The organism is Mesomycoplasma ovipneumoniae (assembly GCF_038095995.1).
Classification (GTDB): Bacteria; Bacillota_I; Bacilli_A; order Mycoplasmatales; family Metamycoplasmataceae; genus Mesomycoplasma; species Mesomycoplasma ovipneumoniae_F.
On the sequence record NZ_CP146005.1, the window covers coordinates 240,246 to 265,368 of the forward strand.

Below are 25,123 nucleotides of genomic sequence, written 5' to 3' on the forward strand. Positions count from 1 at the left end.
AAAATACAACTACTATTTAAACTCAATGCAAATAGAAAACTCGTTTTTATTTGCAGCGAGCCTAAAAAAACATATGAAGTTTTGAAAGAACAATAACCAAAAGCCCTAAATTTAAAGATTTCTAAACGGGTAAATTTAAAGCATTCCATTATATTTAAAAACATAATGGATAATTCACATTTTTTGATTTTTTTATGGCAAAAACATAAGTAATTCCCCCTTAATTCTGATTTCTAAATTTATTAACTATTCTTAAGTGATGTTTATTATAACATAATTTTATTTTTGACCAAGCATTTTTTTTTTTTTTGCAAAATCTTAATTTTAAAATAATAAAAATTAAGATTTTAGCGTTAAAAAACCCGTATTTACGGGTATTTTTGCATATTTATATTGACTAAAAAGTGAATTTTAGCCATCAAACTGGCAAACTCAGCAAAATTTATGAAAATTTTAAAAATAAAAGCTTCTTGAATTAATCAACAAGAAGCTTTTATTTTTAAATAGGTCGTAAATTCTTAGTTAATTTCTTTGCGAATTTTGTCAACAAAAAATTTAGTTATAACATAAGGTCTAGTTATCATTGAACCAACAACGACTGAATGAGCGCCAATTTTAAAAGCGTCAATTACATTTTGAGGCTCATTAAAGCCACCTTCAGCGACAACTTCTATGCCGGTATTGTGGATTTTTTCAACCATTCAACGTAAAAATTCGTAATTATTTTCAATATTATTGTGCTTTTTTGTTGTTTCTGTATAACCGCGCAAAGTTGGGGCAACATAGTCAAATTTTAATCTAATTGCATTTTCAACATCTTCATAGTCAGCACAATCTGCAAGTAAATATTGGTTCTTTTTTCGATTTTTATGGAAATAATCAACAATTTCATCAAGATTTTCTGCCGGCCTTTTGCGCAGAGTTGCATCAATTGCAATTATTTGGTTATCAAATTGCATTAATTCTTTGAGTTCAGTTAAAGTCGGCGTAATAAAAACGCTTGAATTTGGGTAAGTTTTTTTAATTAAAGAAATCAAAGGTACTTTTTGGTTTAGTTCAAAAAAATCTTTAACATTGTCAATTTGTGAAGTTCTAATACCATCAGCCCCGCCTAAAAGTGCAGCTTTCATCATTTTTTGCATTATTTTTGGCCCATAAAGCGGCTCATCTTCGAGCGCTTGGCATGAGACAATGAAACTATTTTTTAAAAGACGCATTTTTTTACCCTTTAATTAGTGATTTTTGCTAATTTTTCTTTTATTTTTTCATATTGGTCTAATTTTTCGTCTTGAACTTTTTGAATTTGAGAAAATTCTTGATTTGTTTGAATTGTTTCATTTTCTCTATAATTAGGATGTCCAAAAATTAGAATATTATACCATTTTGGCATTAGATTTGGAACAGTTTTTGCAACTTTTTTGGCAACTTTTTGTAACTTAGAATCATTTTTTGCAATTTGTTTTTCTAAGGCAATTAGCTGATCAAATTCAGGTGTTTTTGTTCAAATTGTTAAATTTGTTAAATTTTTCTCTTTTTTACTAAAGAAAGTATAAATTATTGAACCGACATAGCCAAAAATAATTGTAAGGAAAAAGGAAATTAGCGCTACATATTCGCTAGCAAATTCAATTGCTAAATTTTCAGGAACAAGTCTTTTGTTTGTAAAGATTCATAAAAATAAAGCAGTAATAAAAGCAACACTAATTCCAAGAACGGCACCAAAAGAATTTGTTCTTCGAGTTAGAATTCCTAACATAAAAACAGCACCAATTGGCACACCAAAAAGTCCAACTACTGCAAGGAAAAGGTTAAATAAATTAGTTTGTTCTGAATATGCCAAAAGAAAAGCAACTAACATTCCTTGAATTCCGAAAAATGTGATTAAAATTTTTGATATAATCAACATTATTCGGTCTTTTATAGGTGCTTTTTTCCGGAATTTACGAATTGGTTGGATAAAGTCACTAACAATAACATTAACAAGTGAGTTCATTGAAGAAGAAATTGTTGATTGACTTGCGGCAAAAACTGCGGCAATAATCAAACCAGAAAGTCCGGTCGGTAAGACTTTTATGATGAAAAATGAAAGAAGTTGATTATTTGCTGCACCTTGGCGACCAACAATTTGGTCAATTGCATTTTTGGCATCAACATCAAATCCTTGGGATTTAAAGTAACTATATAACATTGAACCAACGCCATAAAACACAAAAATAGTAATCAAAGTTAAAATTGCGTTAATATAGATAGTTTTATTAGTTCCGGAAATGAATCTTGAGGTTTTATATCTTTGGACGATGTCTTGAGATGCTGTATATGAGAAAATAGTCTCAACATATTTTCCTAAAAAAAGAAGGAACATACCACCACTAGCGGCACTTATTTTTCATTGACCGGCATTAAAAATTGACTGATAAATATCACCTTTACTTCAGTCAGTTTGCACTAATCCAAAAATCAAAATGCAAATAATTCCCAAAAGTAAAACAAGACCTTGGATTGCATCAGTTCACAAAACACCTTTAAAACCACCTAAAAAAGTGTTTAAAATTACGACTATCGCCATAATTCCGATAATCAAATAAATGTCTAAATCAACAAAAAGTGACAAAGTCAGTGCCGGAATATACAGAACAATTGCAATCCGGAAAATGTGAAAAATAGCAAATAAACCACCACTTAAAGCCCGAATTAAATAATTATAACGACTCTCAAGATAAGCATATGCAGTATTTGCAGTAATTTGGCGATAAAAAGGGATAATTCATTTAATTAAAACCGGACTAATCAAAATTATTGCCACTTGCCCGACAGATCACATTCATCCTGTTTTAAAAGCAAGTCCGGGGAGACCTAAAAATGTAAGGGACGAAAGCCCGGTAGCCCAAATCGAAAGAGCAATAACAATTGACGGAACTTTAATTGACTTGGCTACTAAATAAGAATCAGTGCTTTTTTGCTTATTATTTTTTTCTTGATACCAAAAAAATAGTCCAAGCAATAGCATCGAAAGCATATAAATTGCTAAAATAATTCAATCCGTTGTTGAAAAACTTGATTTATTTTCTTCCATATTTCCCCCTTTTTCAACTTTTTATAATTAAAAATTTGAAAAAGTTGAAGTTAGTCTAAAAATTTTTCTTTAATTTCAAGTGCCTTTTGATTTAGTGTTTTTTGGCAAATTTTCTTAAATGGAAGGCGATTATAACCAGCATCAACACCATAAAGTTGCATAATTGCTTTGATTGTTTGCATTAGTCCAACTTCTAAAAGTGATTGAATATAGTCATTATAAGTGTGAATTTCATTTTTAAAGGCTAGTAAATCACCTTTTTTTGCCAAATCAAGAATTTTTCTTGCCTTGATTGCGTTTGTATTATAAGTTGAACCGATAAATCCACGTGCCCCTAAAAGGTAAGCGAGTCCAAAAGCTTCATCAAAAGCATACATTCAAATTTTTTCCGGATAAGTTTTGATTAGTCTTTCGAATAAAAAGATGTCATTTGACCCAAATTTGCAGCCAATAACATTTTTAAGATTTAAAATGCTACCAAATTGTTCAATGTTAATTTTTGAGCCTGCAAGTTGAGGCAAGTAATAAATAAACATCGGTAAATCAACGTTTTTTGCAATTTCTTCGTAGTAGTTTTTGATTTCATCAAAAGAAAAATTATAATAAAAAGGTGTGATTGCGCTGATTGCATCAAAACCAAGTTCTTTAGCTTTTTTTCCTAGTTGGATTGCCTCATCAAGATTTAAACTTCCAATCTGTGCAATTAAAGTTACTTTATTTTTTGCTTTTTTAGCTACAATTTCATAAATTTTTTGTCGTTCTTCAACAGACATTAACAAAAATTCGCCCGTTGATCCAGTGACATAAAGACCATCAACTTTTTGGACATCAATTAAAAAATCAAGAATATCCTCAAGATTTTTAGTCATTAGTTCGCCTTTTTCATTAAAAGGACTTATTAAAGCGGGGAAAAATCCATGATATTTTTCCATGTTAGCCTCCTTTTTATAGAAAAATCTTTATATTGATTTTCCTATTTTTTGTATATAAAATAATTATATATAAAAAAACCCGTATTTTTTTCAAAAACGGGATTTTTCTTTATTTTTGTTAGTTTCTGTTAATTTATCTATTAAAGATTAAATTTTTGCCTTAAAAGGTAAAAAGCACCGAGCATACCGGCATTATTTTTGGATTCGGCGATCAAAAGCTCACATTTATAAGGAGTTTGCTCTAACATTTTTAGGAATTTTTGCTGAATTTTTGCAAAGTATTTCTTATTTATATAGGAAAAACCGCCGCCAATAAAGATTTTTTCTAAATTTTGAAAAATTGCAAGTTGATAAGTAAATTCGACAACTTTTTGGAAATAATCATCAATCATTTTTTGAAAATCAGGGTTAGTTTTATATAAATTATCAAACTTTTCATATTCAGAAATTCTAATATTATAAAGTTTACTAATTTCTTTATCAAGCAAACTAAAAGAAAGTCAATCATCAAGTCTTTGACCTTCATAAATCAGATAACCAAATTCACCAGCAAGAAAATTTTCACCTCGAATTAATTCATCCTTGACAATTCCAATTCCAACGCCAGTCCCTAAAGTAACTGTTGCGTAATTTTTTAAGCTTTTGTGATAAAATTTTTCAGAAATTGCAGCGGCATTTGCGTCATTTTCGACAACAACAGGCAAATTAAATTTTTTTTCTAAAATAGAAAAATCACTGCCAAAATATGGTAAAGTTTTATGATTTACAAAAATAATTTTCTTTTTTTCAACATCAACCCCGCCCATTGTAGCAATAGCAATTCCTTTTATGTCTTTAGAAAAATCTGATTTTTCTAAAATTGAGTTGATAATTCCCTCTAAATTCTCTAGAATTGAACTGATATTGGTTTTAAAAGTTTTTGTTTGGTGAAAAAAATTGTTATTATCAATAATTCCCATTTTAATGTTTGTACCGCCAATATCAAAAAGAATGAATTTGTCCATTTTGCCTCTCTTTTTTAAAATAACCTTTGTTTTTATAGCATTTTTTAAATCTTGCTAGTATAAATTTGGTTGTTTCTTTAAAAAATTATAACTTATAAAAGCAAAAATAAATTAGAATAATAATAAATTACCATTAAAAATTTTTTGAAATTATAGTAATTCCAAGCTAATTCGAAAAATCAGGATTTATGATAAAATAATTTATTAATTGCTTAATTAATTAATTAATTAATTAAATTTGCCTTGTAGGATTTAATAATAATAAAAATTTACTCATTAAAAACTGAAAAAACTGTCGAATCAGTTTTACAAGATTTAATAGCTAAAAAATTAAAACAATTAGGGAAAAATAGAAACGTATATTCACATTATTAGATTTTACTTAATAAGAAAGTAATTATGGATAGAAAAAGAGGACTAATTTGACATTTATGAACCTAACAAGGGAACAAAAGAAAGTGATTAAGTTAGCATTAAAAGGTAAAAATGTTCTAGTTGATGCTTGTATTGGGAGTGGAAAAACAACAGTAATTCAAGCTTTGTGTAATGAATTTCCTTCTAGTAAAAACATTTTGTACTTAACTTACAATACACTATTAAAAATTGATGCTCAAAACAAGATTAAAAACGATAATGTTATTGTACAAAATTATCATGGATTTGCAAAATCAATGTTGGACCAACAAAGTATTAATACTTCTTATGGGGATGTAATTAAAATATTTTTAGACCATGATATATCTGTTGGAACCTTTGATGTTTTACTAATTGACGAGTATCAAGATATTGCGTTTCTAATATCCTTGTTATTAGAAAGAATAAAAACACAAAATCCTAACATCCAAATTGTTGCTGTTGGCGATATTGAACAAAAAATTTATGATAACACTAAATTAAATGTTAAGAGTTTTATTGATAAATTTTTAGGATCATATAAAAAAATTAGCTTAACTGTTTCCTTCAGAATGCCTAAATATCACGCTAAAATGTTGGGCCGAATTTGAAAAAAAAGAATTAAGGGGGTCAATAAAAATTGTCAGATCGAATATATGGACCTTGACCAAATTAAGGAATTTTTATCTAAGCAAGAACCTTCAGATATCTTATGCTTAGGTAAAAATCATGGGCAAATGTCAAAAGTACTAAATTACCTTGAAGATAAACATTGACATATTTTTAATAAAGACACTGTTTATGCATCAATTGGAAATGCCGAAAAAAATCTGAATCGCGCACAAAAACCGGCGATTAGAGATGCCGAAAAAAATCTGAATCACGAACAAAAACCGGCGATTTTTACAACATTTGATAGTTCAAAAGGACTAGAAAGACCTATTTGTGTTATTTTTGATTTTACTGAAAGATACTGATTTGGACGTTTAGAAAAAATTGCTAGTAATTATGAAATTTTAAGAAATCTATTTTGTGTAGCGGCAAGTAGAGGAAAAGAAAAAATCATATTCGTAAAGCCGCCTTACAAAGTTAAGGATAAAAAATTAGTTAAAGATAAAATATTAGATGAAGATACTCTTATAAAAAGCCGATCTAGTAACCATCAAAAAGGTAAACTAGAATATTTAATGTCTAGAATGTTTCAACATAATTATGATGAAGATATTATCGAAATGCGCCAAATGCTTGATGTAGAACAAATTCATAAAGAGGATAAAAGGGTAATAGAGGTAAAAAACCATGATGGGTTCATTAATCTTACTCCATGTAATGGGATTTTTCTTGAAGCATCTTATTTCTATGGGTACGATATTAAAAAAGAAATTCAAAATTTAATCCAAAACTGCGAGGATTATAAACAAAAATTATACAATAAGTTTAATGAAAAAAGAAAATCATTAAATGATTTAATACTATTTTATGTTTATTTAGAAACAAATCAAGAAAGATATATTAAACAAGCGCAAACAGATTTTGTCAATGATAATGCTATTCAGCAAATGAAAAAAAGATTATCTAAGGAACTTAGTAGGGACGAAAAAATTCAACAACATTGTTCATTAGAATATAATAATAACGTAAATAATTTTACAATGAATGTTCACGGAATAGCTGATGTTGTAAAAAATAATACAGTTTATGAACTTAAATTTGTTAACTATTTAACAGATGACCATTTTTTACAAACTGCTTCATATATGCTAGCCTTAAAAAAGGAAAAAGGTATATTATGGAATGTTAAAAAAAATGAAATGTACAAAATTAAAATTAAAAATCGAGAAAATTTTAGAGTCAAGCTTGCAGAAACAATCTCTAAAGGCCGGTATAAAGAAAAAAATCTCAATCAAAATCAAGCCAAAAAAAGATCATGGAGCATATGAAAACTATTGAGAATCAACAGATTATTGATTTGAATCAAAAATTTGCTATAAATTAACGTAGAAACAAATTTTCAAAATCCCGAGTTTCCCAGTTTTAAGACAAAAATTCACTTTTTAGTGAATATAAATATGAAGAAACACCCGTAAATCGGTGTTTTTTTAATGTAAAACCTTAATTTTATAAGTAGCATTTGGTAGCATTTTAAGTAATTTTATGGTATAATTATAAATTATGAAAAAACAAAAATTAACTAAGTTGGTTTAGTATCGATGTTGCAAAAATTAAGACAAAGGGTTGAATTTAACACTTTAGATCAGCAAATTATATTTAAAAAACACGATGGTGTCCCTAGCGATCCAAACATTTGAAATAGATATGATTTTTACTTTGATATCTTAATAAATCACTAATAAAATTGTAACCAACTTTTACCAAAAAACTTAAAAAAGTCCCTAAAACCGGATACTTTTTTAAAATTACCTTATGAAACTGGGAAACTCGGGAAAAATTTGCTATAAATTAACGTAGAAACAAATTTTCAAAATAAGATTTTTCTATCGGAGTTCTGATTGCTAACAGCACTAATCTTAATTTACTTGATAGTGCAACGTATATTTATAGTATTTTAGGCCCAGTTCTGTTGAATTTAAAAAACAAAATGTTTTGATAAAAACTCATAAAGAAATGATTTTTAAGTTAAAAAATTTCTTAAAATATCACGATATAACAGATTTATTTTCATACACAAGCTTTAATTTTACACTAAATATTTAAAAAAGAATGGTTTTAACCACATAAATTAGCATAAAAATTTGCTCGTGTGATCGAATTTAGCGTACATTTATTCATTATTAAAGACAAAATGTCGTCATATGATCATGCTAAAGTGGCAAATTTCTATTATTTTCCTAGACAAAACCGTGAAAAAATTGAATCAAGCAAGTTTTCATCGTCCGTTCTGCCAAAAATAGTTTGCAATTCTCTTCAAGCATTACGCAAATCTACAATGGCAATTTCAGGTCCAAAACCAGATTCTAGACTATTTTTAGCCTCAATAATTGCTATTTTTGCTAGTTCTATCTGTGAAATTTGGAATGAATTAGCGACAAATTGATTTTCTTTTCCCAAAAAGGCAAAAATACTTTTAATTTTTTCAATTAAGCTACCAATTTGTTTGTTTTTAGCACTAATTAATATTTTATCAGCAAATTCTTCGTTATTTTCAATTAGGTCAGATTTATTATATACTTGTAAATATACTTGATTTTCGCTAATTTTTTCACCTAAATCAAGATGTTTAGATTTTTTTTGACTTGCATCAATAACATGTAAAATTAAATCAGATTTTTCCATGTTTTCAAAAGTTTTACTAATTCCAATTTGCTCAATTTTTTGCTTAGTTTTTCTGATTCCGGCAGTATCAAAAACTTTAAAAAGTAGATTGTCAATCACAAAATTACCTTCAACAATATCGCGAGTTGTTCCAGGAATTTCACTTATTATCGCCTTATTTTCGTCAATTAAAGCATTTAGAAGCGAAGACTTGCCGCTATTGGGCTCACCGATTAAAGATGTCCTTATTCCCTCATAAATTAGTCTTGAATTATCGGCTATTTTTATTAATTCATTAAAATTTTTTATTAATTCATCAATTTTAGGAATAAGAATCTGATTTGTCAGAATTTCAACATCATCATATTCTGGGTAATCAATATTTACCTCAATAGTCCCGATAATTTCCTCGATTTGTTGGATTAATTTTTTAATAAAGTTTGAACTTGCACCAGAAAACTGTTTAAGAGCAACATTGTGTTGTGATTTAACTTGTGCATGAATTAAATCATTAATCGCTTGAGCTTTAACTAAGTCAATTTTCCCATTTAAAAAAGCACGTAAACTAAACTCTCCAGGATTTGCAAGTCTAGCGAGTTTAGTTTTTAAAATAGTTTCAAGAATTAAATTTGTATTTAAAACTCCGCCATGAGCGTTTATTTCTACAGTTTCTTCGCCTACAAAATTTTTATCTCCAGCAAATCATAGAACTAAAACTTGATCAATTTTAGTTTGATTATCATGAATCCAACCAAAAGTTATTTCCATGGAATTACCGATTTTCCCGGTAAAAATTTTTTCCATGATCTTAAAGGCATTTGGTCCTGAAATTCTAATGATCGAAATTGCCTGATTTATTGCTCCTGAAGCAATGGCGCAAATAGTATCAAAAACCATTTAATATATTCCTAAATTAAATTTAAAAGTTAAAAAAAGTACTTTTATAGTCTAAATTCCTATTTTTTTCTCATATTCAGCTAGCGAACCTTGAAAAAACACGGCTGAGTCTTGCTTAATATCCAAAATCGCATTTGCAACTTCTTTTATTAAGGCAAGATTGTAAGTTGTAAAAATTGCTCCTGAATCATAAAGTTTTAAACCTTCAATGAAAGAATCAATTGATTCAGAATCAAGATGGTTAAGCGGTTGGTCAAAAATTAAAAAATTTGATTCACTTAACATCATTTTTGAAAACATTAGTCGAACTTTTTCTCCACCGGATGTAACGTTGACTTTTTTGAAAACTTGGTCGCCGCTAAAAAACATTCTTCCTAAAAAAGCACGCATTCTATGAGTTGAATTGTCTTTATTTTCATCTTGTGTGTTAAAAATTGGCCATTGTGAAATTCAAGAAATTAAATCTAAATCTGAATTAAAAAAATCATCTGTGTTTGCTGGTAAATAATCAAATTTTATTGTTGAGCCTCAAGTAATTGTCCCTGAAGTTGGGGCTTCTTTTCCGGCAATAATGTCAAGTAATTTAGTTTTTATTAAGTCATCATCAACAAAAACTACCATTTTTTGACCTGGTAAAAGTGTAAAAGACACATTTTTAAATAGAAACTCGCCAGTTTCAGGATTTTTATAACTCAAATTTTCAACATTTAATATTTGTTTTCCAGGTCTTGGGAAAACATTAAAACGAATGTAAGGGTATTTTCGTGATGAAGGTTTGATTTCCTCAAGCTGAATTTTCTCGAGTGATTTTTTTCGCGAAGTTGCCTGGGCAGATTTTGACGCATTTGCAGAGAATTTTGCTATAAATGCCTCTAATTTTGCAATTTGCTCTTCTTTTTTTGCATTAGCATTTTTTTGAAGTTCTCTTAATAACTCAGAAGATTGTTTTCAAAAACTGTAATTTCCAGTAAAAATTTTAACTTCACCATAATCAATATCAACAGTATGAGTGCAAACTTGATCCAAAAAATCGCTATCATGGCTAACAACCAAAACAATATTTTTATAATTAATCAAAAATTCTTCAAGTCATTTAATAGCTTTAAAATCTAAGTGGTTAGTTGGCTCATCCATTATCAAAATATCAGGATTTCCAAAAAGCGCTTTTGCTAAAAGTACTTTAACTTTATATGATGATTTTAATTCTGACATTTTTGAGTATCAAAATTCCTTAGGAATTTCAAGTGCTGAAAGTAAAATTTGTGCATCATTTTCAGCACTTCAACCGCCTAAAAGTCCAAATTGTTCTTCAAGTTCGCCAGCGCGGTTATAATCAGCCTCTGTTGCATCCGGGTTTGCATAAATTTGATCTTTTTCCTGTTGAATTTCGTATAATTTTTGGTTTCCCATTATTACAACATCAGTAACAATAAAATCATCAAATTCATAGTGATTTTGTGATAAAACCGAAATTCTTTGATTTTGTGAAGTTTGAATTAATCCTGATGAAGGTTCGATAAAACCAGCTAAAATTTTTAAAAAAGTTGATTTTCCAGCTCCGTTTGCACCGATAATTCCATAAGTATTTCCTTCTGTAAATTTTAAATTTACATTCTGGAATAAAACTTTATCGGCAAAAATTTTTGACAAATCCTTAATTTCAATCATTTTGAGTCTCTTTAAATTATAATTTAGTAAAATATCTAAAAATTATATTACAATTTTTATTAAATTAAAGTAAAAACCTAATAAAAAATAACTTCTAAAATTTAATATTAGACCTCTAATTTTCAATAAAGATTAAAAAAGCTAAAATAAAATGATTAAAAAGCGAGGTTTTTGGTGCCAATAAAAAAACATTTTTATAAATTTTTTAGTGGATTAGCAATTTTGCCAATCTTTTTGATTTCCTGCTCTCAACCAGAAACAGAAATAAGTATTTCTTCTACTCCATCTGTGATTATTCCAATTTCAGAAAACAAAGATGAATTCCAAAAACAAAATCCGCGTTCATTTGATCTTTATGTTTCGGAAGTAAATGCTATTAGATTAAAGTGATTTTTAAGTAAACCTAGCTTAATTAATCTTCTGCCCGAGGAAAAAAGTAAAATTTATGCTTCTGATGTTGCAAAAAGTTTTGTTTTTGATAATAAAAATCGAATTTTAGCTCTTCAGGACAACTTTGACTCATCTGAGGAAACTAATCCAAATTTTTTGAAAAATATTTTTCAAAAAACGTTTGCAGTTTATTCAGGTAAAAAAATAAATGACGGAAATACCGACCTTTTAAATGATTCAGATCAAGATAATTTTGAAAAACATAAAAAAATTTCAAAAATTTTTGTGCAAAACTGACGCTATATTGAAACTAAGTTATTAAAACCAAATATTATTCAAAAAGACAATAAAAATTATCTTTTAATTAATGCATATAAATTTATTTTTTCATCCCCTCTTAACAGTTCAAATTCTCAAACTAATGAAAAAACTGAGACAAAAACTGATAAAAAATGAAAATTAAGCGCCCCAAATATAAAACCAACCCCTATTTTAAGGCTTTTTTGGCATAATCAAAGTTTAGAAAATCCATTCAAAATTAAGCTTAATTCAAAAGAAAATTTAAACTCTGAGTATGATTTACAGCTAATTAATAATATTGATCAACCCGAATCTGTTGCTGATTATAGTTTTAATTTTTCTGATTTAAATCCAAAAATTCCTGAAAGTCCCCTCAAAATTTCAGACACAGATCCTATTTTTCGTGTTGTTATTCAAAGCTTTGCTATTCCATATCAAGACAGTGTTGCTAATTTTGAAAGCGATAATTTTAAATTTGATTATGAATTTGACTAATCCAAAAGCTTTTTCAAATATGAAAATTAGGTTATTTACGTAAGTTTATCGTTTGAGTAAAAAAAAAAAAAAAAACATTTTCGCTTATTAAGTTAGTACACCAATTTCAGACTTATTCGAAAAAAGGTGTGTCAAAATGAAACAATACAGATTTACAATTGAAGACAAATTTAAATACATCAAAATTGCCGAATCTAAAGGGCTAAAAAACGCAATTTTGCAATTTGCAGAAGAATTTAGAGAAATTTACAAAAACAAATCTAAAAGTAAAAAAGCGGATAAAGAATGAATGTTGCATATATACGCTAATAATTTGATAAGAAATTGGCAAAAAAAGTTTTATAATAATGATATGAAAAGTTTAATTAGTACTCGTGGAAAAATCAAATCTCCACGCAAACCAAAAAAGAAATATACAATTAACGATCTTTCTGAAAACGATCGTGAAGTTTACCAAGAAATAATTGAAACTGTTCTTAGAAAATACGGGGTTGACCCCGGGATTATTCTTGAGGAGCTCAAAAAACGAAAACAAGAACAAGAAAAAGATAAAAACAAAATCGAAAATTCCACTAGAATTTGTAGCGTTTTTAAGGTTAATCGCACTTCTATTTATGAGAAAATTAGGGTGAAAAAACCACCAAAGAAAATGATTTATGATGAAGACTTACTTCAGTGAATTCGCGAAAATTTTATTTTAAATCGAAAGGTAAAAGGCCGAGACATCCTATATAATATTTACATAAATCAGGGAAATTATGTAAGCACGTACGTGTTTCAAAAACACTACGAATTTTTAGGATTAAAATCACTAGCTTATAAAAAGCAAGGAAAACCAGCACCAAAAGAGAAAAAGTTTACGCGAATTTGGACTGAAGATCATATCAAAGGTGAATTTAGCTCAGAAAATTTTGGTGAAAAATGGTTTGCTGATATTAAATTTATCAAAATTAACAACGAATGATTTTATCTACACTCAATTATTGAAACAAAATCCAATTACTTGCTCAATTTTTCAATTTCTAAAACAAGATTTTCAGAAGAAACTATAAACTTAGTAAAACAAACAATCAAAAAGTACAATATTAAACCAAAATTTTTCCATTCAGATCATGGCGTGGAATATGCGAACTACAAATTTGCTAATTTTTTAAAGCAAAATGGTATCCAACAATCAATGTCGCCAAAAGGTAATGCACTTGCAAACCGTCCTATTGAATATTTTTATGCGGTTTTTCAACGAGAATTGCTTAATATTGAGGGCGAAAATTTTGAAAATGTGGCTATTGCTTATCAAAAAATAAGTGAATTTATTGATTGGTATAACAATGAAAGGCCTCAAAGTTGCTTATCATATAAAACTCCAAGTTATTATATGAGGTAAATTATTTGTCCAAATTTTTAAAATGAACATGCTAGAAAAAATTAACAAAAGCGGTGTAATCAAAATCATAGGTAAAAAACTAATTGTCTGAGATTTTTCTACTTATTTAATTTTCGCTTATTTTTTATTTTTTGTGTTAAAATGTTAATTGTTTTTCATAATATAAGGAAATTAATATGCAATTTATTTTAAATATTTTTAAAATGCGAGAGTTTATGTCAATGGTTTTTTCCAAAAAAATCAGTTTTTTTGCATATTCTTTTTTCAATGCCTTTTATAAATCCATTAACTCTTACAAAAATAAAAATATTTTTAATAATATTAAAAACTCGGCCATTTCAAATTTAATTTTGTGAAATTTCTAAAATAGCATTAAATTTAATTTGAAAACGGGCCAAAAACCCGTTTTTTTATTTAAAAACACTTAAAACTAAATAATAAGGAAAAAAATGACCCTAAAAAATGATGGTGAACATCGCAGAGATCTGTTAAAAATAGGTATAAACAGAAAAATTATTGATTATAACTTTATTTATACTATTCCGCCAACAAAGAAAAAGAAAAATCCACTATTAAAATATTTCGGTTTTGAATCGCTTTTTTTCCGTTTTTCGAAAAAAATTGTAAAAATTTTTCTCGAATTTGTAATAGTGGCTTGAATTGTTGCGACCTTAGTTTTTCTTCTGATTGACTCAATTCCAGGTGAGCCAGGGTTTCTTGATGGCCTAAATGATGCTCAAAAAACAGCAGAAAAACAACTTTATGGACTTGATTTGCCGCAAGCACAACGTTATTTTAACTACCTTTGGAATTTTATTAATTTTGATTTTGGAATTTCATATAGTCTAAGACCTCGTGTCGAAATTAGCGATTTTATTTGACAAAGATTTTTCACATCTTTTTCAATAGGTATCGTTTCAGTGATTTTAACACTCTTAGTTGGAGTTCCACTTGGAATTGCTGTTGGAAAAAATCCAGGTAAGTTTTTGGACAATTTAGCGACAGTCTGAATAGCGATTTTCTCCTCAATTCCTTCGCTAGTTTTCGCAATTTTTCTTTTAATTTTTGGACAAAGAGCCGGAATTCCTTACATTTTTAATATACAGGATTTTTCCACCTTTGTCCTACCTGCCATCGCCCTTTCAATTGGATCTGTAATTAGTTATGTGCGATACATTCGATTTGAGCTTAATAATGAGTTAAATTCTATGCATGCTAAATTTGCGTATTTAAAAAATTTAACAAGAAATCGCTTCGTTTGAACTCATGCACTTAAGGCTTCACTTTTCCCAATTGCAACATTTTTCCCTTTAGTTGTTTTAGGCTCTTTTGTTGGATCAATTTTTGTCGAGAAAATCTTTTTAATTTCAGGATCTGGGGGGATCATGATTGATGCAATTCAGTCAAAAGATAATAATATTATTCTCTTTTTAGTAATTATTTACTCACTTTTGACAATAATTTCTTATACATTACGTGATATTAGTTACGAATTGCTCGATCCGCGAATTAGAAGGAGGGCAAAATAATGAATCAATTTCCGTCAATTGAAAAATATATTGACCAAAACTTAAAACCTAATCCATTTTTGCAACCTTTTTCATACCAAATGTGAAAATTAATGGTTGCTCAGTCAAAAAGTTTTGATCGTAATTATTTTGGTAAGCCCCGGAATAATTTTTATGAAGTTTTCCTTAGATTTTCCCGTTCCTTTTCAGGTGTTTTTGGAATTGTTACTATTATTTTCATGCTAATTTTAGCAATTATTATCCCTTTTACAACTGGATCGCCAACTCAACTTCGACCTGATATGAAAAACTTAAACTATTTTACACAAGGATTTATTTTAGGTACTGATTCTCAAGGTCGCGATGTTTGGGCATTTTTATGACACGGATTGCAATTTTCATTGATTTTAAGTTTTATTGTGGCCCTTTTTGATGTCGCACTTGGAACTCTTTTTGGAACACTAATGGGTAATTTTGACCTTTTTGACAAAATTTTTACCTTTATTATTAAAATAGTTTCAAATATACCAACAATTTTAGTTATTATTTTGATGACTTTAGTTTTGCGCCCGAGCTTTTGAGTTTTAGTTTTATCATTTTCACTTACAGGCTGAATCGGACTTGCAAATCAAGTTCGTGCGCAAATAAAAAGAGCTAGAAACTTTACATGAGTAATTGCCTCACGTGTTTTAGGGACTCCTTCTTATAAAATTCTTCTTAATTTTGTGCCAGTAATTATTCCACTTTTAATTACAAATATTGTTTTTGTAATTCCGGGTACAATTCTTGGCGAAACTGGTCTTGCTTTTATCGGTCTTTCACTACCAAATGTTCCAACTTTAGGAAATGCAATTAATTCCGGAATTCCAATTGTAACTTTATATCCTCGTTATGTTTTAATCCCTTCATTCTTTTTAATTTTACTAACTTCGTCAATTCAAATGATCGGAAATTCAGTTCAAGACGCTCTAAGGAGGCAAAGATAAATGATTTCTTATTTTTTGGCCAAATTTTCTGAATGCAAAAATGCTGAAAATCCAACTTTGTGTTATAAATTAGCAAAAAATTTAGACAAGTTTAAAAAAGACTTAGAACTTTTAAAGCAAAAAAACTTGGATCCAAAGCAATATCAAGAAAAATTCTTGGAACTTAAAGAAGAATTTTTAGCTTATGAAGTTAATATAAAAAAACATTATAAATCAAAAAAATCCTATAAAATCCAAGCTATTTTAAGCAGAATTCAACAATATTGACACACAAGTTTTAACCGTTCTCACTTTGATTTTGAAGCTTTTTCTAAAAATGTTCTCTACAAACAAATTGGCAATAAAAAGTACAAAATTGTTGCCCAAATTAAAAATTTAAATTTATCATTTGTAAATCCAGCCAATCCTTCAATTCGAAACATCGTTATTCGTAATGCTTCAATTGATTTTTATGAAGGTAAAATTCATGCAATAATCGGCGAGTCTGGTTCAGGAAAATCGGTAATTACTTCTTGCCTTTATGGACTTGCAGGCGAAAATGCTGTTGTTGAATCAGGAGAAATAAGATTATTTAACAATCCAGTTCATAATTTTGATTTTCGGGCTTGGGAACTTTCAAATTATCGGGGAAAAATAATTTCTGCTGTTTTCCAAAACCCGATGTCAACTTTGAATCCAACCAAAAAAATCGGTGCTCAAATAATGGAAGGAATGCTGTTAAATAAAATTGTCAAAAATAAAAAAGAAGCCTATGAAAAAGCACTTTTGTATTTAAAAATGACAAAAATTGTCAATCCTGAAATGGTTATGAAATTATATCCTCATGAACTCTCAGGGGGAATGATTCAGCGAATTGTCATTTCAGCAATTCTTTCGCTTGAGCCTAAAATTATTGTTATGGACGAACCCACTACCGCCCTTGATACAACAGTTCAGGCTTTAGTTCTTGATATTATCCGTGATTTGCAAAAAAGACTGAAAATTACGATCATTTTTATAACTCATGACTTAGGAGTAGTTGCTTCACTTGCAAATTACATCACAATTATGTACGCTGGTCAAGTTGTTGAAGAAGGAACAAGAGACGAAATTCTTTTAAATCCAAGACATCCTTATACTTGAGGTCTAATAACTTCAATGCCGGACATAAATAAAGGTGATCGTCTAGCATCAATTCGTGGGGTAGTTCCATCTTCATTAAATTCAATTGTCGGTGATGCATTTGCGGTTAGAAATGATTATGCCTTAGAACAAGATTTTTTTGTTGAGCCAAAATTTTATAAAATAAGTCCAACTCACCGTATAAAATCAGCACTTCTTGATCCAAAAGCACCAAAGGTTATGCCACCAAAAATTATTTACCAAAAATGACTCCAATTTCAAAAAATGAGGCAAAACAATGAGCAATAATTCTAAATTTTATCTTGAAAAAAACACTTATTTTTTTGGTAAGATCGTCCGTCAAACTTGGCGTCAGCTGACTCCTGGTGTTAAAAAAATGCTTGAATCTAAGGGCAAAAAACCAATTGTTAGCTTTGAAAATGTCGATATTACTTATGGAAGTGGTAACCGAAAAAACAAAGTTATTCACGACATAAGCTTCAATATTTATGAAGGTGAGGTTCTCTCATTTGTTGGTGAGTCTGGTTCTGGAAAGTCAACAACTGGGTCAGCGCTGGCTGGCTTGGTTCCGCGAAGTTTTGGGAAAATCACTATTAATAATTTAGAATTGCCAAAAAATACTCGTAAAATCCGGGCTAAAATTCTTGATGAGTTAGTTTCAAATGTGCAAATGATTTTCCAAGATCCACTTTCTTCACTTAATCCTTATAAAAATATTTACGATGTAGTCACCGAAGGAATTGTCAACCTTGAACAGCGCAAAAAAGGCTCAATAAAACTACTTTTTTCACAACATTATTATCAAAATACCTTTGAAATGTTAGTGAAAATTCTTAAAAACCAAAAAGTTCCCCTAAATTTAATTAGCCAAATTACCGATTTATTTTACAAAAATACAGCCCAGGCTTCAGTTCCTGAATTATTTACTAATTTAATCAATCACCTTAAAAAAACCAGCGCAATTCACCCAAAAATCACCGATTTTATTGAAAAAAAATCACAGTTTTTAAACAATCTTTTACAAAAGCCAACAAAGGATGTTACTTATAAATACGTCACTGACATGCTTGCATCAGTTGGACTTGATAGTTCAGTTTTATCAAGATTTCCTTTAGAATTTTCGGGAGGACAACAACAAAGAATCGGAATTTGTCGAGCTTTATTACTTAGACCAAAAATTCTTGTTGCCGATGAGCCAATTTCGGCGCTTGATGTTTCAATTCAAGCCCAAATTATCAACATTTTTAAAGATTTAAAGGAAAAATATAATTTAACAATATTTTTCATTTCGCACGATCTTCGAATGGTTGAATATATTTCAGACCGAATTGCCGTTGTTTATCGCGGTCGAATTTTAGAAATTGGCCCAACAAAAGAAATAACCCAAAAATTTTTACACCCTTATACAAAATCACTAATTGAATCAATCCCAACAATTGAATCAAAAGGTGAATCACTTGCAGGATATATTTATGATCCAAAAATGCACCAATATTCAGAATCTAACCAACCTGAGTGGATTGATTTAGGAAATAATCACTATATTTTAGCCACTTTTTCTGAAGTAAAACGTTGGAGATTAGGAGACTATAATTATGAAAAAAACTAGTATTTTAGTTAGTTATTTGCTTGCTGGCGGCGGCCTGACTGCAGCAGTTGGCGGAATTATGGGCGGAATTAAACTTTATGCAAACAATAACGAACTTGGAGTTTACAATCTTGATGTTACCTCAGACACCATTGATGAAACTAAGCAAGGTGAGTTAGTTTATGCTAATTTTTTTAATGCTCAAGGTGAAAATGTTGCCGCATTTGTGCCTGTAGAAGACAGTAAAGACGGCAAATACGAAATTCTTTTAAACCCAAAAATTAAATCAGAAAAACGCGTTTTTACTGAATCAGAGTTTGCAGACTGATTTGCCATAAATTATAACCGTCAAACCCCAATTTTTGAACTAAAATTAGGGGTTATGAAATTTGTCAACGAATATTGGGATGCTATTTCTCCTTCAGAATTTCTTGAGTATGCAAAATGATTTACTAAAAATGTTGCATGAGGCCCAGATGCTCTAACATTAGAACATTTTGCACTAAAAAAGGGTGTAACACGATCAGGTAATAATTTATTATTAGGTCAGCATTCAGCTGTTAGAAAAGAAGAAGCAAGAATCGAATTTTTTCCAGATTCATTTTTTGGTTCATTCCCAATTTATTCAGAATTAGCCGGAAGAGGTAATGCACCGGACAATTTAACTTACAAAATTTTCGAAGATGCAATTTCAAAAGAAGCGCTTGATGAATATTTTAAAAAAATTCCGCAACAACAGGTTTTAGCAAATTATGACAAAACTAAGGTTGTTGCTGGAATTCCTGCCGCTGATCTTGTTAAAAATGAAAAAATTTATCTTTATGATATACTTAAAATTTTAAAAGACTCATTTGCTAACGATTCAGAAATTCTTGCTAAATTAGAAAAAATTAAGGGTCCTGAGAATTTTTTTGTCTTTGATAATGAAGGCCAAACAATTGAAGATGTTAAGAAAAAATTTGAATTGGCAGTTCTCATGTTTGCTCATGAAAATGACATCCAATTGCCTAAAAATTATAGTCTAAATTTCCCGCAAGATTTTGAAAAAACCTATAAAATACGTGATATTTCTGACACAATCAGAGCCTCTCTTAAAAATGATGAAAATAATACTCCGCGCGGAATTCTTTCTTTAAAACTTGAAGATCCTGAGTCTGATTCGACCTTTGAAGATCAAAAAACTCCCGCTAATTATCAAGATACAACAGATTTTTTTATCACTCAGAATGTAAATCCTGATATTATAACGCTTATTGCTGCCGAATTAGCAACTAAAATTTCCCAAAAAGTGGATGAAATTGTAAAAAACGGATTTTATGATCTATATAATTTAAATCATCCAGTTGGAAAAACGATTGGTATTTATCAAAAAGATTCTAATAATAGGTTATTTTTTCCACTTGGTGCTCGTTCTGAAAGTCCTTCAATTGAAGCGCAGAACGAATACCTATCTGAATTTGATGCTAATTTATGATCATCATATCAAATTAAGTCACTCAAAAAACTATCAAAAACTGAATTAGAAGTTGAATTAACAGATCCAAATGACGCTGAAGGTACAACAAAAACAATAAAATTTAACCTTGACCCAGAAAACCCAGATTATGCTAAAAATGTTGAAGAGTTTAATAGTTTTAAAATTGCTGTTGACTGAAAAAATCGCGCAATTCCAAAGGTTATTCAAGAAATTGAAACTCTTAAAGACGGAAAAACCACAACAGTTTACCAACTTTATGGCGAAATTTTTGATGGCCTAATTGATAAAGTTTTAAGAGATAAATTAACAAATGGTGAAGATCTTGTCGGTACTTATGTTGATTTTGAGATTGATCAAGAAACTGGTTTGAAAAAATATACTACAAAACGTGGCGAATTTGTCGGATACTCACACTCATCAAGAATTCCTTATATTGCACTTTTAAAGGCTTCTTCGCCATTTTTTAAAACAACCGGAATTAACTATCTAAAATATGTTGGCGCTCATGAGTATGGTCACCATCAAACTTTGAATTATGCCCAAGACAATTCAGATCCTGATTCAAACGTAGTTCTAAACGCGATTTCGACAAATGCAGGACTGGGTTTACAGTCTTTTTATAATTTTGATGTTCTTCAGTTATATCTTAATGCAAGATCTTCAGGGCTAAGTTTGCGAAAAGCATCGCCTAGTTTAAACCCTGAAGATAAAGGAATTTACCCAAACTTTAGCTTTGATAGTGATAATAATTTTGAGAGTGAGTCACAAATTTTTGGTTCAAATGAAAACCAAAATATTGACGAGTTAATTTCTAAAAAATCTCGTAGATTTTTGCAAACTATTGATGGTCTTCAAACTGCAGCAGACATTCGAAAACTAAAATTATATGATCTTTTTCTTTTAAATTCAATTGACCCAGATTCAGGAACAATAAATCCGGGAACTTCTGGAATTTCCAAATTTTTCCGAAATAGAAGTCAAGATTTAAAGCCAAATACTGAAAATGAATCAAGCGAAAATGTCGAAAAACAAACAGGATTTATTGATTCAAGCGATGTTCAAGGTATTTTTGCTAATTCATTAACTGATGGAGCCGGAAATAAAATCCAATTTGACGATCAAGGAAAAATCCGCGTCGCTGATTTTGAACCAAGCCCGGATCGAACAACTTTTAGCAATTTAAAAGTTCACTTATTTTATGAAAACGGGAAACCAGTAATTGATCCTTTAACATTTAAAAATCCAAATAGTCTTGGTGAATTACAGCAAAAAATTAAGCAAATTCAGGATGAATTTGAGAATAAAATAGTCAAAAACTTTCGTGATAATGGATGAGACTCAAGTCCTCAGTCTTTTACCAGATTTTCACCATCATCTCCATTGTTTGAAAAATCACTTAATTCAATTTTGCATAATCCTGTTGAAAATCAAGCATTTTTTGGAACAATTATTGGCAAAAACCCACAAAATTTAAAAGTTAATGTTGAAATTCCTGATTCAGTTTTTGACTTGTCACAATTTCTTACACAAGTCCAACTTTCGCTTACCGCGCCCCAAGCAGTTGCTAATTTAGCAAAAGAATTATTGGAGAAAGAAGAATCTTTTGGATTTAAGTTTCTTGATTTTTTCAAATTGTTTAAAGGAACTCAACCAAGTTCTTCGGGTCAAGTTTCGACAATTTTCGAACAGTTTCAAAAAACATTTAATTTCGGAGATCAAATTCAATCACTTCTTAATAAAATTATTAGCATTTCTGAACAAAAGGATTCAGATTTACACGCAAATTTAACTAATATTTTAACTTTTAAAGATTCACTTTTTAGAAAAATAGCTGAAATAGTCTCAACTCTTCAAACTTTATATACTGTTTATTTTCGAACTTTAGTTACATCTCTCTTATCAAAAGGGCAAAACGATTCTGCAGTCGGAATTTTGACTAGAGTCTTTTCGAACCAACTTGAAGGTAAACTATATGAAAACTTAGACAAAATTATAAAATTCACTGACAAAGATGGCAAAAGCATTGATCCTAGTCACTTATTTGTATCATTAGATGAATTTTCCATTTCATCACCAAATAATCGAGATTTTTGACACTTAACTAACGGTCCAATTTTTGCTGGTTCATATTTTGGAAAAATAATTTCAGTAAATGGAAATCAATATTATCAAAATCCAAAATATGACTTTAATGTAAGAATTCAAACTCAAGCTCAAAGTCAACTTGATAACGTTCTTGATCAGAGTGACTTTGATGATGAAGATGAAAATTTATCAACTCGCTGAACTTCACCTCTTGGAAAACTTTTAAAATTTTCAAATGTAATTCCTCAAAATCCGTTTTTTGGAATTGCCCAAGATTTTAAGTTTAATGTTACAAATTCTGTAATTGATAAGTCCAAAATTTATCTCGATGCTTGAGACAAAACTCTTTTTGGTTTTGATTATCAAAATAATTATTTTGCATATCAAAACAACAATAATCAAACAGAATTTTCATCAATTTCAGATTTTCTAGAGTTTATTTCAATTGATCCATTTGCACTTAAAATTTCAAAAAAAGGTGAAGGTGAATTTGTTAGAGATTGAAATTTTGACTATGTTAATTCTAAGTTTGACCTTTATAAATATAGTTTTGATAAGTTATCTAAAAATTTCAAATTTAAAGAAAATCAAACTGAAAATTCATTGCCTAAATGAACTAAAGGTGAAAAATTTGATTCAAAATTTGAAAAATTATTGTCAATTTTTGATATTTCTCAAGAAGAATTGCAACAAAATTTACAAAATTTTGCAAATACGTTGATGGAAGCCTTTGAACAATCAACTCTAAACTTGTTGATCAAAAATGTAAAAATAGATAAGAAAAATATTGACCACCTATTTTTATCATCCGTTGGATTTATGGGGTTTAAAAATTTTGCTCGAAAAACACAGACAAATTTACCGGCAACCAAATTTGGAAAACTTACAGACATTAATGATAAAATTAAAATTTCATGATTGACTTTTGCAGGTTTTGATGAAACAAATTCTTTAGTTTTAGATGATGAATCATTTGTTAATTCAGATTTAAATGATCCTGAAAAATCAGAAGTTTTTAGATGACTTAAGGACTTTTTAAGTCAAGCAAAAATAGAGGCAAAAGACTTGGATTTGTTCAAATTGCAATACTTAGTAGGGACAAAAACTTTTGTTGACTATGCAGTTGGTAAAATTAATCGAATTCAGCAATTCCAGCGAATGAACTCAGACCTTGAACTTTCATGATTCCGTGCAAAAAATTCAGCAAGATTTGAAACAAGACCTGATGATTTTTTCAGTAATTATGTCTATAATTTCCCTGAATCTTTAACAAGAGATTTTGTCCAAGTTCATTATTCTCCAAGTGATAAAACGCTTGATAATATTATGCCTGGTTATAAAAATATTTCTGAATCTAACACTGGAAATGAGTATTTTGTTGATGCAATTTATACAAGAAAATGGATTAAAAATTTCATTCCAGCTTTTGATATTGCCCAAGGATTTTCACAAACTTTGATTAGTCCTTTTACTAATTTTTTCCTTACTAATAATGTAACTTCAAAAAATTCAGAAAATTTAAATTCTTTATACAAAAATTTAACTGAAACTTTCAAAAAAGCCCAAGATCAGGAACTTTATAATCAATCTTTTGTAATTAGCCAAAAAGAACAACAAGAAATTGCCGAAATAGAAAATCAGGACAAACCTGAAAAATTCATTGATCAAACCTTAGCTAATATTGAAAATCAGGATAAAATTCAGAAAATTAAAAACAAAAATAAAATCCAAAAAGATGAAATTTTTGCTCAAATTTCAGTTGAATTATCCCGGATTCTTTCAGCCTACAAAGGTGAACTTGCTGATTCAAAAAAATATAGTGACGGAAATGTTCAACCTGTTGTTGGTAGTTTTCGTTGGAGAAATAGTTATATTAATCAAAATGTCTCTACAAATAACGGGTTTTTCAAAGATCGTTTCCAAAGAAAAGTTTTAAATTGAGAATTGTACGATGACAATCTTGAACCTGTTGAGGACAATACAATAAGAATAACTAACTTAAAAGGTGAAAAAGTCACAAATAGACCTGAGGCCTTTTGGTATTATTCTCTTAAAACTCAAGGTGTTGGCCAAAGATCTCTTTCAGGAATTTGACGTGACTCAAAACAAGACAGGGTTGCTTTTTGAGGCTTTTTGAAAAATGAAGATGCCGAGAAAGCTAAATATTTAACTCTTGAAGATGAACAAACAGGTCAAAAATTCTACATTAAATTAGCAAGTAATGCAACAAATAACATTTTTTACTTAAAAAAACAGGCCGACTTATCAACAAAGTGGACGCTAAAAGATGAAGGATATAGTTCTTGAATTTCATCTTGGTCAATTATTGGTGAATTTAAAAATGCACTTTTAAGACCAGGAGCTGAGGGTCTAAAAAAATTCAGAATTTACTTTTCAGATGAAAACAGGCATGAAATTGAAGGATTATTTACATTAGGTAAATCAAAATATCTTGCTGAAAACGGTAAAAATTTTAACTTAGCCCCAACATACATTGAACAAAAATCAAATCAATCATTCCTTGTAATTCGACCTCAATTTAAATAGG

Annotated in this window: 15 protein-coding genes; 9 read left to right on the plus strand and 6 right to left on the minus strand. The window is 29.2% G+C overall.

Going from position 1 to position 25,123, the window contains the following annotated elements; genetic code table 4:
- Positions 1-518: 518 nt before the first annotated feature.
- From V3249_RS01005 to V3249_RS01020, 4 genes are all read right to left on the minus strand, one after another.
- The gene (locus V3249_RS01005) at positions 519-1,217 is read right to left on the minus strand and encodes an N-acetylmannosamine-6-phosphate 2-epimerase (protein ID WP_337896798.1); all 699 of its coding nucleotides are present in this window, start codon (positions 1,215-1,217) and stop codon (positions 519-521) included.
- An 11-nt stretch (positions 1,218-1,228) separates the two neighbouring features.
- Entirely contained in the window at positions 1,229-3,073 is a 1,845-nt protein-coding gene (locus V3249_RS01010) for a sodium:solute symporter family transporter (protein WP_337896797.1), read from the minus strand.
- Between the two features lie 50 nt (positions 3,074-3,123).
- Entirely contained in the window at positions 3,124-4,005 is an 882-nt protein-coding gene (locus V3249_RS01015; protein ID WP_337902475.1) for an N-acetylneuraminate lyase, read from the minus strand.
- Between the two features lie 140 nt (positions 4,006-4,145).
- Complete coding sequence (locus V3249_RS01020) at positions 4,146-5,009, minus strand: ROK family protein (protein ID WP_313359359.1); 864 nt, start codon at positions 5,007-5,009, stop codon at positions 4,146-4,148.
- Positions 5,010-5,440: 431 nt separating this feature from the next.
- Between V3249_RS01020 and V3249_RS01025 the strand changes: the two genes are divergently transcribed.
- Both V3249_RS01025 and V3249_RS01030 read left to right on the plus strand, forming a co-directional pair.
- Positions 5,441-7,393 carry an AAA family ATPase gene (locus tag V3249_RS01025; protein WP_337898796.1) on the plus strand — a complete coding sequence of 651 codons (1,953 nt, stop codon included), beginning with the start codon at positions 5,441-5,443 and terminating at the stop codon, positions 7,391-7,393.
- A gap of 219 nt (positions 7,394-7,612) precedes the next feature.
- Entirely contained in the window at positions 7,613-7,753 is a 141-nt protein-coding gene (locus V3249_RS01030; RefSeq protein WP_252263094.1) for a hypothetical protein, read from the plus strand.
- Between the two features lie 490 nt (positions 7,754-8,243).
- On the opposite strand, the gene mnmE is transcribed toward V3249_RS01030, so the two are convergent.
- Complete coding sequence (gene mnmE / locus V3249_RS01035; RefSeq protein ID WP_337896794.1) at positions 8,244-9,572, minus strand: tRNA uridine-5-carboxymethylaminomethyl(34) synthesis GTPase MnmE; 1,329 nt, start codon at positions 9,570-9,572, stop codon at positions 8,244-8,246.
- Positions 9,573-9,623: 51 nt separating this feature from the next.
- Positions 9,624-11,240: an ABC-F family ATP-binding cassette domain-containing protein gene (locus tag V3249_RS01040; protein WP_333503783.1), complete on the minus strand. Its 1,617-nt coding sequence runs from the start codon at positions 11,238-11,240 to the stop codon at positions 9,624-9,626.
- A 174-nt stretch (positions 11,241-11,414) separates the two neighbouring features.
- Here V3249_RS01040 and V3249_RS01045 point away from each other — a divergent pair, with 174 nt between their 5' ends.
- The 7 genes from V3249_RS01045 to V3249_RS01075 all read left to right on the plus strand — a co-directional run bounded on the left by V3249_RS01045 (position 11,415) and on the right by V3249_RS01075 (position 25,122).
- Entirely contained in the window at positions 11,415-12,425 is a 1,011-nt protein-coding gene (locus V3249_RS01045; RefSeq protein ID WP_337896793.1) for a hypothetical protein, read from the plus strand.
- Between the two features lie 136 nt (positions 12,426-12,561).
- Positions 12,562-13,809 carry an IS3 family transposase gene (locus V3249_RS01050; RefSeq protein WP_341517498.1) on the plus strand — a complete coding sequence of 416 codons (1,248 nt, stop codon included), beginning with the start codon at positions 12,562-12,564 and terminating at the stop codon, positions 13,807-13,809.
- A 449-nt stretch (positions 13,810-14,258) separates the two neighbouring features.
- Positions 14,259-15,338: an ABC transporter permease gene (locus tag V3249_RS01055; protein ID WP_044284457.1), complete on the plus strand. Its 1,080-nt coding sequence runs from the start codon at positions 14,259-14,261 to the stop codon at positions 15,336-15,338.
- A complete protein-coding gene (locus V3249_RS01060; RefSeq protein ID WP_044284458.1) occupies positions 15,338-16,303 on the plus strand; it encodes an ABC transporter permease in 966 nt (321 codons plus the stop codon). Before V3249_RS01055 ends, V3249_RS01060 begins: the two co-directional genes overlap by 1 nt.
- Positions 16,304-17,713: an ABC transporter ATP-binding protein gene (locus V3249_RS01065; protein WP_337896791.1), complete on the plus strand. Its 1,410-nt coding sequence runs from the start codon at positions 16,304-16,306 to the stop codon at positions 17,711-17,713.
- Positions 17,703-19,034, plus strand: a complete 1,332-nt coding sequence (locus V3249_RS01070) for an ABC transporter ATP-binding protein (protein WP_337896790.1) — start codon at positions 17,703-17,705, stop codon at positions 19,032-19,034. Before V3249_RS01065 ends, V3249_RS01070 begins: the two co-directional genes overlap by 11 nt.
- On the plus strand, positions 19,021-25,122 hold the full coding sequence (locus tag V3249_RS01075) for a PDxFFG protein (RefSeq protein WP_337902590.1): 6,102 nt from the start codon (positions 19,021-19,023) through the stop codon (positions 25,120-25,122). The genes V3249_RS01070 and V3249_RS01075 overlap by 14 nt, the downstream gene beginning before the upstream one ends.
- The last annotated feature ends 1 nt before the right edge of the window (position 25,123 follow it).